Here is a 13,231-nt window from a genome sequence, read left to right as displayed (position 1 = left end):
GAAAACAGTTATAGGAATCTTCGTCGATAAGCGAAGAAACTACTAATAGAAATTAGTGGTTGAAAAGAGCCAACCTGGTTGTAGAACCAAAGGTTGGTTATTTTTAAACTGCTATGGTGACAGCGCTGGCACAACAGGCTAAGAAAAATAGTATGACTGATTCAGTCAGCATGATTAAAAAACCATTGGTATCGCCGTTTAGCCCACCAAAACGACGAGCACAATGCCGGGCAGCACATACAGTAATAACTAGTGCACCAATAATAGAAAATATAAGCCAGATAAAAACAGCTGGAAGAAGCACATACCCTAAGGCGATACTTAGTAATATCCAGGTTATTATCCACCAAGAGCGCACCGTGCCAACCATAAGAGCTGCAAAACCGGTGGGTTTCATAGGGGAGAATTTCTGGTGGCAACCAATTAAGGCACCGATTCGACTGGCAATAGCAGCTGGCACAATAAGCAGATACCACTGAGATTCGATGAGTGTGCTCAGGGAAAAAATTTGGATAAAAAGAACCAGTACTGCACTAGCTCCACCGATTAGTCCAAGGTGCGGGTCGGCTAGTATTTCTTGCGCCTTTTTTGCTGGGGCATATGAGCCTAAAGCATCTGCGACATCGGAGAGCCCATCAAGGTGCATAAAACGATTAAAAAGCTGCCAGCATACAACCACGGTAACTGCAATAAGTGTTGCTGATAAATGTAGTAAAAGTCCAGTGCTAATCAGGGCAAGGCCAAGTAAACCTACGATGGCGCCAACAAAAGGTAGGCTCGCAAGAATACGTCCACCGGTTATTCGATCAAAGGTGGTATTAGTTCGAACTGGGATAATAGTAACCAGGCTCAATGCAGTTAATGGGCCTTCGATAAGTGCTAGTTGATGTTCGCCTTCAACTAGGTGTGCTTTTCCACTCACCGGATACTCGGTTTTTCTTCTACAAAGAAGGAGTCGTAATCTGATACCCCCGCAGATTCAAAGGTCTGCATATCGTTCATAATCGCAGTAGCCATGTGAACTAGTGGTACTGCTGCAGCTGCCCCAGAGCCTTCACCAAGGCGCATTCCTAACGAAAGCAGTGGTTTAAGACCCAGGTAGCTTAATGCATAGCTGTGTGCGGTCTCTGCTGATTGATGACCAGCACAGAACCACTTTCGTGCACCGGGGGCAAGTTTATCGGCAAGCATTGCAGTAGAGGTAACGGGTACTCCATCAAGAATCACCGGGGTACGCCGTAGGGCGGCTTGCGCTAAAAAGGCTGCCATGGCGGCTAATTCTGGTGACGTAACCTTGCGCATAAGAGTGAGAACATCGTTTTTATCTTTGCGTGCCCGAAACATTGCATCGCGTACCGCAGCGACTTTTCGACACCAGCCAGCATCATTAACACCAGAGCCACGACCAGTAATAACTACCGGTTCATTTCCGGTAAGCAAACCAATTACTACTGCTGCTGGGGTTGTATTACCGATTCCGAGATCACCTGCCATTAATAAATCTGCGCCAGAATCGATTTCTTCATCGGCGATACATTTGCCAATAGTGATTGCCCGTTCTAATTGGCTTTCGGTCATAGCATCTTCGACATCAATTGATCCACAGCTACGGGAAACTCGATATTTACTATCGATGTCGTGGTCAAGCGATATATCGACTACCCGCACACCCGTACCAGATTGATGGGCAATAACATTGACCCCAGCACCACCGGCAGCGATATTTTTAGTCATCTGAATAGATACTTCTTGTGGTGAAGCAGAGACATTTTTGGTGGCAATTCCGTGATCGCCGGCAAAAACAACCAAACGAGGACGTTTAATATGAGCTGGTGGAACCTGATTTTGGCAGGCGCTAAGCCAAATTCCAAGTTCCTCCAAACGAGCAAGCGAGCCTTCTGGTTTTGTTAAGCGTCGTTGAAAAATTTCTGCTTGCTTAGCTGCTTCTGCGTTAGGGGCAGCAACTTTGGGAAAAAAGTCAGATGGCTGCATAATGCTGTCCTCCAGTGAGGGTTAAAAATTGCGATGGGAAATGGGCTAGGAACCCTTTAACTGTAGCGCTTGTCCTGCTACGACAAAGAAGACCGAATCACAAATATCGGCTATTTGCTCATTAAGACGACCGATTTCATCACGAAAGCGCCGACCAGAACGATGCTCAGGAATAATGCCCATACCAACTTCTGGTGTGACCACAATGAGATTTTTATCATGAGGGAAATGAGTAATAGCCTCGCAGAGAGCTGCAATGTCGTCTTTTACTACCGAGTGTGAGCTATCCCAACCATTGCGACGGTCAATAATGTGAGTAAGCCAGGTTCCAAGGTCGTCGACAAGTACATACTCCGGTAGTGAATTATCGTTAAGAATATCAACGAGTTCGTGTGACTCATCGAGTAACCAATGGTCTGGTCGGCGCTGACGATGAAGACTGATGCGACGCTCAAAATCTGTATCACCAGAGAATTTCCTGGCGGTAGCAACATATAAACACGGTTGCGATCTAATGAGTGATTCCGCAAAAGCTGATTTACCAGATCGAGCTCCGCCAAGGATAAGGCTGCGCATATTATGCGACCTTGTCTCCGATTTCTACCCGAGGTTTGGGGGTACGCCATCGACGAGGCTGCGTAGCGCGACCATAGGCATAGAAACCGATACTAAATCCTCGTTCGGTGGTTGTTGGGAATTTCTCTCGCACAGCTTTACTGCAAGCACGCCCAAGTATGATGGCTTCGAGGAAGAACACAAGCATAACCACCATGGCGATGAGGGAAACAATGTTGCCGAATGCGGTATTGGCTTGACCGATAAGCAGAAGAATCAAGAGCACGATGGCAAAGGGCATAACCCAGTTATTGAGATAACGCTTGGAGTCAACTAAATCGCGGACAAAACGACGTTCGACACCCTTATCACGAGGAAGCAGGTATTGTTCTTCCCCGCGATCCATGGCCGCCTGGGTTTGGCGTTGGCGTTGGCGGCGAGCTTCCTTTTCCTTATTCTTATATTCTTTCCATTCCTCAGCAGACATAGAAGCCTTAAGCTCTTTACGGCGCTTACGAGCTTCACTATAAGACTCAGCAGGAGCGAAACGAGACTCAAAAGAACCGATCGAGTTATGTGCCTCTTTGCGTTTAGGTGTAGCTTTTCCCTTCTTAGGGGTATAAGCCTTACCCTGTCCCGTGTGGTTATTGTGGGAGTTGTTCTGCTCAGATGTATTCACAAAGAAACAGCGTACAGGGTTTATAAAAGCAATTAAAGATGACTCGGTTGCACGTAGATACTTATTAGTTTATGGGGAACGCGGATGAGATAGACAAAAAGTTTTAAGAAGTTGTATCTAGTGGGAATAGTATAGAAAAATATAGGGTTGAAGCATTCGTAATATTTACCGCGATATATCGCTTAGGTACTACCTAGCTAGCTTTTTACCGGATGTAATTACTGATTCTCTGCCAGCGAGTAGGACACATTTTTTATCGTGTAGCCGATACAACGCAGGGGAGAGCGGTTTTTATAAAAACGAAAAACAGACCAGAAAAAGATTCTGTATTCTTTATTTTGAAGCCGTGTAAACTGGACAACTAGCTTTTATAGACCTTCTACGAAGGAGTTTGATAAAGACCATGACCGCACCAACTTCAAACACAGGTGTTATTTTGACCGATGCCGCTGCTGCTAAGGCAAAGGCTCTGCTAGACCAGGAAGGGCGCGATGATCTCGCCCTACGCATCGCTGTTCAACCAGGTGGTTGCTCTGGTTTACGCTATCAACTTTATTTTGATGACCGTAGCCTTGATGGCGATAAACAAGATGAAGTCGATGGCGTGCGTTTGGTTGTCGATAAGATGAGTATTCCTTATCTTACCGGTGCTCGTATTGATTTTGCTGACACCATTGAATCCCAGGGATTTACCATTGATAACCCCAATGCTGGTGGTTCTTGCGCATGCGGTGACTCTTTCAACTAAGTTATAGCCTTAGCTGCAGGTTTATCGAATTTAACCACTAATAAAAAGGGCAAAGCGATGAGAATGATCGCTTTGCCCTTAGTTTTAATTAAAACCATATATTAGAGACGAACCGGATAGTCGCGTTCCTCAATTCCTGGATCAATGCTCTTTTCGACGAAAACTCCATGCCAGATCATAAATGCCAGCACTGTCCAGAGACGACGAGAATGATCTGAGACTCCGTCTTTATGCTCAATGAGCATTTCTTGTAAGGCTTTTTTATTAAAGATATCTTCAGTCTGAGAATTATTGATGGTATCTTGTGCCCAGCCAAAGAGTTCATCACCAGCTAGCCAGTGACGCATTGGCACTGGGAAACCGAGTTTTTTACGATGTAGCACATGCCCAGGAACGATTTGTTCCATAGCTTTGCGTAGCGCGTACTTAGTGGTGTTATGCGAGATTTTTAAATCATAAGGAATACTTTCTGCTACAGCAAAGACTTCTCGGTCAAGGAATGGAACTCGCAATTCTAGGGAATTTGCCATAGTCATTTTGTCGGCTTTGACCAAAATATCGCCGCGCATCCAGGTAAAAAGATCAAGGTGTTGCATTCGTGCGACTGGATCCATGTGCGTGGAGTGTGCGTAGATAGCCGCGGTGACATCTTCATGGTTCCATTCTTTTTTAGCCCATGGGATAACACGTTGAAGTTGCTCAAAATTAAAGGAACGGGCATTACCGTAGTAGCGCTCTTCCATAGTCATCGAACCACGTTCAAGTAAGGATTTACCCTTGACTCCTGCCGGCAAAATCTTTGATAGCTGGCCTAGGCCTTTACGTAGTGGGGTAGGGATTTTCTCAAATGGGGCAAGCGATAGTGGCTCTTTATAAATGGTGTAGCCGCCAAATAGTTCATCTGCGCCTTCACCGGAGAGTACAACTTTGACATGTTTACGTGCTTCTTGGGCAACAAAATAAAGTGGAACTAGTGAAGGATCGGCTACTGGATCATCGAGGTACCACATAATCTTAGGAATAGCTTGGGCATATTCTTCTGGGGAAACAATTTTAACGATATGTTCCACGCCAATGGCTGCCGCAGATTCTGCTGCCACATCGACTTCGGAATATCCTTCGCGCTCAAAACCAGTAGTGAAGGTCAATAAATTAGGGTTATGGCGCTTCGCTAGGGTAGCGATCGCTGTTGAGTCGATACCGCCAGAAAGGAAAGAACCAACAGTTACATCGGCACGCATATGCTTTTCGACGCTATCTTCTAAAGCACGGGCAATTCGGTTGAAAAGCTCGGTTTCTTTACCTTGTGCCACCTTGTGGCTGTGGAATTTCGGACGGAAATACCGGTGCTGCTGTACTGATTCACCAGGAGTAACTGTGGCATAACAGCCTGATTCTAGGCGGCGAATATTAGTATGCAGACTTTCTGGCTCGGGAACATACTGTAAGTCGACGTAATGCTCAATAGCACGACGATCAAGATGAAGTGGTAGCTCCATTTGTTCGGACAACGAGAGAATACATTTCTTTTCCGAAGAGAAGGCAGTTCCGTGATCTGTGGTTGCATAATATAACGGTTTAATGCCAAAAGGATCCCGGGCTAAAAACAGTTTTTGTTTTTTAGAGTCCCAAATAGCAATGCCGAACATGCCACGCAGATGTGTAACAACCTCAGTACCCCAGTGATGAAAGCCGACAACAATAGGTTCGCCGTCGCCAGAAGTATTAAAGGTATAACCTAAATTTTGAAGTTCTTCGCGAAGCTCAATGTAGTTATAAATCTCGCCATTAAAAGTCATGGCATAACGCTCAGGGTCTTCCGCAGGTCCCCAGCGTAAGGGCTGATGAGAATGTTCTAGATCAATGATGGAAAGGCGATTAAAGCCGAAGATTGCATTGTCATCATGCCAGGATCCTGCCTCATCTGGGCCACGATGGCGCATACACGGCAGCGCGGTCTCGATGGCTGATACGAAAGAACCCGCATCAGAGCTGCTGCTTAAAAATCCAAGAAGCCCGCACATAGTTTGCTAGCTCCCCTTTCATAAAAGATTGTATGAGAAATGGAACTGGACAATCAGAATACCCGTCTTCGTCAAATGAACCTATATTGAACGCCAGTATGCGATAAGTATTAGTAGTAAATAGATAACAACGTAAAACGGGCTTAGTTGCGATAGGAAACTTTAGTTTTCTTTTTGGTGATAGAAGATCACTTTCTAAGCAAAGAAAACCATGGTTGTAGAGGGGGTAAGAGTCTTTAAAAAATATGGGTAGCCAAAAGGTTGATAGCCGCAAGTGTCAAAGTGATATAGATTACATATAGATGAGTGTGAAAATGCACTCTCTACTAGTGTTTTCGCATATAACTCATAAAACCGATAAAAATGGCCGGTAAAACAGTAGAAATACGGTTGGGAAAAGGTTAAGGAAACACTGTCTTTATACGCTATTCTCCAAAGATAGACGTGGACTGTCAGATAAAGACGAAATCTTTATGGGGCGGTTTCAAAGAGAACTAGTGTTAAAGGAAGGCAGACGCACGTGGAACAGCAGCAGAAGCGTGGCTTTGGCCGCAAGATGCTACTTGGTAGCGTACTTGGGTTCGCTGGCCTCGCCCTTGCCGGATGTGACGTGGATGCGCCAGGAGGGCTCTTAGGTAAGGCTCTGGCGTTTGGCTGGCCAGAAGGTGTGACACCTGAGGCAACCGCCATGTATAACTTCTGGGTGTGGGTTTGGGTAACCGCATGGACAATCGGCTTCATTATGTGGGGTCTATTTATTTATGGCATTTTTGCTTGGAGCGGCAAGAAGGCTGCTAAGCAAGGCAAAGATGAGTTCCCACGCCAAACTCAGTACAACATTCCTTTGGAACTTGTGCTCACGATTATTCCTATCGTTATCGTGATGGTTCTGTTCTTCTTTACTGTGCAGACCCAAGATAAGGTTACTGCGCTAGATAAAGACCCTAAGGTAACAGTTGATGTGACTGCTTACCAGTGGAATTGGAAGTTTGGTTATCAGCACGTTGATGGTCAATTTATGGCTGACGGCCAAGACTACGCAGGTGTTGATGAGCAGCGTCAGGCTCAAGCTGAGGCTTCAAAGTACAATGAGAACGGCGATAATCCTATTAATGGCCGCTCTAAGTCGGATATGTCTTATCTGCGTTTCAATCAGATTGAAACGCTAGGAACTTCGGAAGAAATTCCAGTTCTGGTTCTACCAAGTGACACCCCAATCCAGTTTGATTTGGCATCTGCGGATGTTTCCCACGCTTTCTGGGTACCGGAGTTCTTGTTTAAGCGCGATGTGTATTCGCAACCAGAAGCAAATAAGCAAGAGCGTCGATTCCAGATTGAAAAGATTGAGGAGACCGGTGCGTTTGTAGGACGCTGTGCTGAAATGTGCGGTACCTACCATGCAATGATGAACTTTGAGGTTCGGGTGGTAACTCCAGAGAAGTTTGCTGAGTACATTCAGTTCCGTCACGACAACCCGGAGGCGCCGAACTCAGTTGCTTTGGAAGCAATTGGCGAAGCACCGTATGCAACCTCGACCGCTCCTTTTAACTCTGAGCGGGCAACTGCAAATGGCGATAATGCCATTGCTTATGGTGCGGCATAACGCTGAGGAAGGATTAGATCATAATGAATGCAACTTCTAAGATCATGTATTCCATGGCGGTCTTCCTCGCCTTGGTTTCGGCAATGTATTTCTTTGCCACCATGTATGTTCAAGATGCGGGAAATCTTTTTGCCCCAGATGGCGGCAGCTTTAATTTTGAGTGGGCTGGCGGTGTGTCTTTGATACTGGCAACTGTGCTTACTTTGATGCTGGGCGGCTACCTGCAATTTACCGAAAAGCGTATTGATATTCTTCCTGAGGATTGGGAGGAAGCAGAAATCCAAGATGGTGCAGGAACACTAGGATTTTTTAGTCCAAGTTCTATTTGGCCAGCTGCAATGGCCGGTTCCATCGCGGTTCTTGGATTCGGAATTATCTTCTTGCATTATTGGCTGATTGCAGTGGGTGCAGTTCTGCTTATTTGGACTACCACTATGCTTAACCTTCAATATGGACTTCCAAAGGAAAAGCACTAATTCTCTTTATCTTTTCACGGTGACGTGAATGCCTTAAGGCTTCTATACGAATGTGTAGAAGCCTTTTTGTATTTTCGAAAGAAAAATTGAATACAGTCAAGAGACAGGTAACAAAAATATCATTTGTTAACGGGCAGTTTAACGGGGGGGGGTAGTGCAAGGGGATAAGTGGTGGTTTTGGTGCTGGAAATTGCAGAGTCGTTAAAAGCTGTTAGAAAGTTCCCGGAAGATTTAAAAATTTTTTAAAAGATGGTGAAACTTTAGACGTCAATGATCCTGAATGAGATAAAAGTGCAGGTTATCAAGGGGCATACTAAAGTTGTAAAGTTGGTCATGCATCTAATGACATATTGTGAAATAAATCTCACCAGTGATTTGGCGTGCGGTGATGATCTTTTTATTTTTGTAATGAGCTTTAAAGGCAGTTTTTTATACCTCTGCCGAGTTTAACTTTTGCTTATGCTATGACCTGCATAAATGGCGCGTCGTAAAGTAGGGTAAAAAAGTTCCAGTCGATTATGGAAATTTTTGATTTTTTTTAGAAAACCCAAGATCAACCGAAAGTTTGACACCTGACGCTTAGTAAGCCGGGGGCAAGAAAGTGACTTGAGCTTGAGGAACTACCATACTTGTTACTGTGACGAGCGCAATTGGAAATACAGAAAAGGCAGCACCACAACGTGTTGCGGCACTGAACCGTCCCAACATGGTCAGTGTCGGCACTGTTGTGTTCCTGTCTCAGGAATTGATGTTTTTCGCAGGTCTGTTCGCGATGTATTTCACCTCGCGAGCAAATGGCGTTGGAAATGGATCATGGCAAGAAGGAACTCATCACCTTAATGTTCCTTATGCATTGGTGATTACCGTCATCCTGGTCTCTTCCTCGTTTACAGCTCAAATGGGCGTGTTTGCGGCAGAGCGTGGTGATGTCTTTGGCCTGCGTAAGTGGTTTGGTTTAACCATTGTGATGGGTGCTGTCTTCCTTGTTGGCCAGGCGTACGAGTACTACCACTTAGTAGTTCATGGCTTGACCATTCAAAGCAGTGTCTACGGATCGGTATTCTTTATTACTACTGGTTTCCACGCGGCGCACGTACTTGCAGGTGTGCTGGCTTTCGTAGTGGTGCTGCTTCGTGTTGCGAAGGCAAAATTCACTCCGGCTCAGGCAACTGCCGCCATGGTGGTGTCGTATTACTGGCACTTCGTGGATGTCGTCTGGATCGGCTTGTTTATCACCGTTTACTTCATTCAATAAGGCTGTACGGGCTATCGGCATTGACGGCTCACCCGTAATGCGTAGTTTCCTTACACCCCTCACTTTCCGCAACGAGATATAAGGGAAATGATGGATACCAACCCACATAACACCGAAAAGGTTACTGAGGTAACTGCTTCGGCTAAAAAGGCAAAGAAGGTTAAGGCTAGCCGCAAAGCTCGCCGCAGCTTTGCCAGTGCGATGGCACTTGCAGTCGGACTAACCGGCGCTGGCATCCTCGTCAACGCTGTGACCCCAGAAGCACAAGTTGCTGTTGCTCAGCAAGATGAGCAGGCTTTGATTCAAGAAGGCAAGGATCTTTATGATGTTGCCTGCATTACGTGTCATGGCGCTAACTTGCAAGGTGTACCAGACCGTGGTCCCTCTTTGATTGGCGTCGGTTCCGGTGCAGTGTACTTCCAAGTTCATTCTGGACGTATGCCAATGCTGCGCAATGAAGCACAGGCAGCACGTAAAACCCCACGATATTCCGAAGCGCAAACTCTCGCTTTGGCAGCATATGTAAATGCTAATGGTGGTGGCCCAAGCATTGTGTATAACGAAGATGGTTCCATTGCTATGGAAGAACTTCGTGGTGAACACTATAACGGACAAATTCAGGCAGCCGATGTCGCTCGCGGCTCCGATTTGTTCCGCCTGAATTGTGCTTCCTGCCATAACTTTACCGGCCGTGGTGGTGCACTTTCTTCTGGTAAGTATGCGCCTATCTTGGATCCGGCAAATGAGCAAGAAATTTACCAGGCCATGCTGACTGGCCCGCAGAATATGCCAAAGTTCTCTGATCGTCAGCTGACTGCCGACGAAAAGAAAGACATTATTGCCTTCATTAAGTCTGCAAAAGAAACACCATCACCTTCTGGATGGAGCCTTTATGGTCTAGGCCCAGTATCTGAAGGCATGTTTATGTGGATGGTTGGCATCGTAGTAGTTATGGCTGCTGCACTGTGGATTGGATCGCGTTCATGAGTAACAATAAAAAGAAGATCTCAGACAAAGAGTTAAACTCCATGTCTAATGACGACTTGGCTCGTCTGGGCACCGAGCTTGACGACGTTACCGTTGCCTACCGCAAACAACGTTTTCCAATTGACAACGACCCAGCCGAGAAGCGTGCTGTAACCACAGTTAGCGTGTGGTTGGCTATAGCAATACTTGCTGGTCTTGGATTTGTCGGTGTCTATTTGTTCTGGCCTTGGAATTACCGCGCTCTAGGTGATGAAGGCCTATGGCTTTACACCCTGTACACGCCACTATTGGGTCTAACATCTGGTCTAGCAATTTTGGCGCTGGGTGCAGCAGTAGTGCTGTATATCAAGACCATCATGCCAGAAGAAATTGCTGTTCAGCGTCGTCATGATGGACCTTCTGAAGAAGTTGATCGCCGTACCTTAGTTGCGCTACTTAATGATTCCTGGGAAACCTCGACGTTGGGACGTCGTAAAGTTCTTCAAGGACTGCTTGGCGCTGGCGGTGTTCTTGCCGGATTATCTATTGTTTTGCCACTAGGCGGCATGGTTAAAAATCCATGGAAATCTGGTCCACTTGGGATCCAAGGTGATGGAACCTTATGGACTTCCGGTTGGTCGTTAAGCGATCGTAAAGGCGTGAAACTTTATCTTGGTCGTGACACTGGTGTTATCGCTGAAGAACATACCGGCGAATCCGGTTCGCACTACACCACCCAAGGGCTTACCCGCTTAGTACGTATGCGTCCAGAAGACTTGGCCGCCGCAGCAATGGAAACTGTTTTCCCATTGCCAGCTGACTTGGTCAATGATGGCGATCTATACAATGCCACTGCGGATGTATATACCGAGCAGATGCACTCCATCCATGGCCCACGTAACGCTGTGATGTTGATTCGCTTGCGTTCTGAAGACGCTGAACGAGTTATCGAGCGGGAAGGTCAGGAGTCATTCCACTACGGCAACTACTATGCCTATTCCAAGATCTGCACGCACATCGGTTGCCCAACCTCGCTTTATGAGACACAAACCAACCGCATCCTGTGCCCGTGCCACCAATCGCAGTTCGATGCATTGCACTACGGTAAGCCAGTATTCGGTCCTGCCGCTCGTGCACTGCCACAGCTGCCGATCACCGTTGACGAAGAGGGTTACCTCATAGCCGCAGGCGATTTTATTGAGCCAGTCGGCCCGGCATTCTGGGAGCGTCAGTCATAATGAGCACCAAATTAGCACATATCGGGGACAACATTGATTCCCGTTACACCGCAGCGAGCGGTATCCGTCGCCAGATCAACAAGGTTTTCCCGACGCACTGGTCATTCATGCTCGGTGAGATCTCGCTGTATAGCTTTATTATCTTGCTATTGACCGGCGTGTACTTAACCTTGTTCTTCGATCCATCGATTACCAAAGTTATTTATGACGGTGATTATTTACCGCTTAATGGTGTCGAGATGTCTCGCGCTTATGAGACAGCATTGAACCTTTCTTTCGAAGTACGTGGTGGTTTGTTTATCCGCCAGATGCACCACTGGGCCGCACTTATGTTCATGGTTTCGATGACCGTGCACATGCTGCGTATTTTCTTCACCGGCGCTTTTAGACGGCCACGCGAAGCGAACTGGATTATTGGTTGCTTCCTCTTATTCTTGGGCATGGCTGAAGGATTTATGGGCTACTCCCTGCCAGACGATCTGCTTTCTGGTGTTGGTCTACGCATTATGTCCGCCATTATCTTGGCTATTCCATTGATTGGAACCTGGATTCATTGGTTGATGTTCGGTGGCGACTTCCCATCTGAGATCATGCTTGATCGCTTCTATATCGCTCACGTTCTGATTCTTCCTGGCATTATTCTTGCGTTGATTGCTGCCCACCTGGCACTGGTTTGGTACCAGAAGCATACCCAGTTCCCAGGTGCAGGTCGTACCGAAAACAACGTTGTTGGCGTACGTATCTTGCCACTATTTGGTCTTAAAGCAGCTGCATTTGGCTTGGTCACCGCAGGCGTTCTAGCTTTGATGGCTGGCCTAACCACTATTAATGCAATTTGGAGTCTTGGTCCATATAACCCAGCACAGGTTTCAGCAGGATCTCAGCCAGACATTTATATGCTCTGGACTGATGGTCTGGCTCGTGTCATGCCAGCCTGGGAACTTTATCTCGGGCACTACACCATCCCTGGTGCATTCTGGGTGGTAGTCGTCGCCATGATTATGGTGGTATTACTGGTTGCGTATCCATTCATCGAAAAGAAGATTACTGGCGATGATGCACACCATAACTTATTGCAGCGTCCTCGCGATGTACCAGTGCGTACCTCATTGGGTGTTATGGGCATTGTGTTCTTCTTCTTGATCACACTATCTGGTGGTAATGACATTTTTGCTTACCACTTCCAGGTATCGCTGAATGCAATGACCTGGGTTGGCCGTATTGGTTTAATCATCTTGCCACCACTGGCATACTTTGTTACTTACCGCATTTGCCTTGGTCTACAGCGCTCTGACCGTGAGGTTCTAGAGCATGGTATCGAGACTGGTGTTATTAAGATGATGCCAAATGGTGCCTTTATTGAAATGCACCAACCACTAGGTCCAGTTGATGAAGAAGGACATCCAATTCCACTACGTTATCAAGGAGCAGCAGTACCTAAGCAGATGAACCAACTAGGTTTTGCTGGTCATCCTGGTCGTGGCGGTTTCCTCAAACCAGATGATCCAGATATCGCTGCTAAGGCAGCTCAGATTGAGCACGAGAACCATGTAGAAGAGGCTGAGATGCTAGAAAATCTCAACCGCACTAATCGTGAAAACGATGAAAAGCAGGGTCTTCACTAAAACCTTACAATCTCGTATTGTGCTTAAAAATAAGCCCACAACCATTACAGTTGTGGGCTTATTTGTATGT

General features: G+C 46.4%; 12 protein-coding genes. 7 read left to right on the top strand and 5 right to left on the bottom strand.

Features of this window, described 5'->3' with window-relative positions; translation table 11 throughout:
* Window positions 1-103: 103 nt before the first annotated feature.
* The 4 genes from UL82_RS07030 to UL82_RS07015 are packed head-to-tail and all read right to left on the bottom strand — an operon-like array spanning window position 104 to window position 3,226.
* On the bottom strand, window positions 104-922 hold the full coding sequence (locus tag UL82_RS07030) for an adenosylcobinamide-GDP ribazoletransferase (protein WP_046439965.1): 819 nt from the start codon (window positions 920-922) through the stop codon (window positions 104-106).
* Window positions 919-1,992: a nicotinate-nucleotide--dimethylbenzimidazole phosphoribosyltransferase gene (gene cobT, locus UL82_RS07025; RefSeq protein WP_046439963.1), complete on the bottom strand. Its 1,074-nt coding sequence runs from the start codon at window positions 1,990-1,992 to the stop codon at window positions 919-921. Before cobT ends, UL82_RS07030 begins: the two co-directional genes overlap by 4 nt.
* 45 nt (window positions 1,993-2,037) lie before the next feature.
* Window positions 2,038-2,568 carry a bifunctional adenosylcobinamide kinase/adenosylcobinamide-phosphate guanylyltransferase gene (gene cobU / locus UL82_RS07020; protein WP_046439961.1) on the bottom strand — a complete coding sequence of 177 codons (531 nt, stop codon included), beginning with the start codon at window positions 2,566-2,568 and terminating at the stop codon, window positions 2,038-2,040.
* 1 nt (window position 2,569) lies between these two features.
* Window positions 2,570-3,226 (bottom strand): DUF3043 domain-containing protein, encoded by a 657-nt coding sequence (locus UL82_RS07015; protein ID WP_046439959.1) that lies wholly within the window; start codon window positions 3,224-3,226, stop codon window positions 2,570-2,572.
* 403 nt (window positions 3,227-3,629) lie between these two features.
* On the opposite strand from UL82_RS07015, the gene UL82_RS07010 reads away from it, so the two are divergent.
* Window positions 3,630-3,974 (top strand): HesB/IscA family protein, encoded by a 345-nt coding sequence (locus UL82_RS07010; protein WP_046439957.1) that lies wholly within the window; start codon window positions 3,630-3,632, stop codon window positions 3,972-3,974.
* Window positions 3,975-4,075: 101 nt separating this feature from the next.
* Here UL82_RS07010 and asnB read toward each other — a convergent pair whose 3' ends face one another.
* The gene (gene asnB / locus UL82_RS07005; RefSeq protein ID WP_046439955.1) at window positions 4,076-5,998 is read right to left on the bottom strand and encodes an asparagine synthase (glutamine-hydrolyzing); all 1,923 of its coding nucleotides are present in this window, start codon (window positions 5,996-5,998) and stop codon (window positions 4,076-4,078) included.
* Between the two features lie 520 nt (window positions 5,999-6,518).
* Between asnB and ctaC the strand changes: the two genes are divergently transcribed.
* From ctaC to qcrB, 6 genes are all read left to right on the top strand, one after another.
* Entirely contained in the window at window positions 6,519-7,601 is a 1,083-nt protein-coding gene (ctaC, locus tag UL82_RS07000; protein ID WP_046439953.1) for an aa3-type cytochrome oxidase subunit II, read from the top strand.
* Between the two features lie 23 nt (window positions 7,602-7,624).
* Complete coding sequence (gene ctaF / locus UL82_RS06995; RefSeq protein WP_046439951.1) at window positions 7,625-8,077, top strand: aa3-type cytochrome oxidase subunit IV; 453 nt, start codon at window positions 7,625-7,627, stop codon at window positions 8,075-8,077.
* A gap of 637 nt (window positions 8,078-8,714) precedes the next feature.
* A complete protein-coding gene (gene ctaE / locus UL82_RS06985; RefSeq protein ID WP_046439947.1) occupies window positions 8,715-9,332 on the top strand; it encodes an aa3-type cytochrome oxidase subunit III in 618 nt (205 codons plus the stop codon).
* Window positions 9,333-9,419: 87 nt separating this feature from the next.
* A complete protein-coding gene (gene qcrC / locus UL82_RS06980) occupies window positions 9,420-10,319 on the top strand; it encodes a cytochrome bc1 complex diheme cytochrome c subunit (protein WP_172595894.1) in 900 nt (299 codons plus the stop codon).
* Entirely contained in the window at window positions 10,316-11,536 is a 1,221-nt protein-coding gene (qcrA, locus tag UL82_RS06975; RefSeq protein ID WP_046439944.1) for a cytochrome bc1 complex Rieske iron-sulfur subunit, read from the top strand. Before qcrC ends, qcrA begins: the two co-directional genes overlap by 4 nt.
* A complete protein-coding gene (gene qcrB / locus UL82_RS06970; protein ID WP_046439943.1) occupies window positions 11,536-13,161 on the top strand; it encodes a cytochrome bc1 complex cytochrome b subunit in 1,626 nt (541 codons plus the stop codon). The genes qcrA and qcrB overlap by 1 nt, the downstream gene beginning before the upstream one ends.
* The last annotated feature ends 70 nt before the right edge of the window (window positions 13,162-13,231 follow it).

Origin of the sequence: Corynebacterium kutscheri (genome assembly GCF_000980835.1) — a bacterium.
In the GTDB taxonomy this organism is placed as follows: Bacteria; Actinomycetota; Actinomycetes; order Mycobacteriales; family Mycobacteriaceae; genus Corynebacterium; species Corynebacterium kutscheri.
Note: the sequence above shows the minus strand (reverse complement) of the source record. Positions and strands in the feature narration are given on the sequence as shown.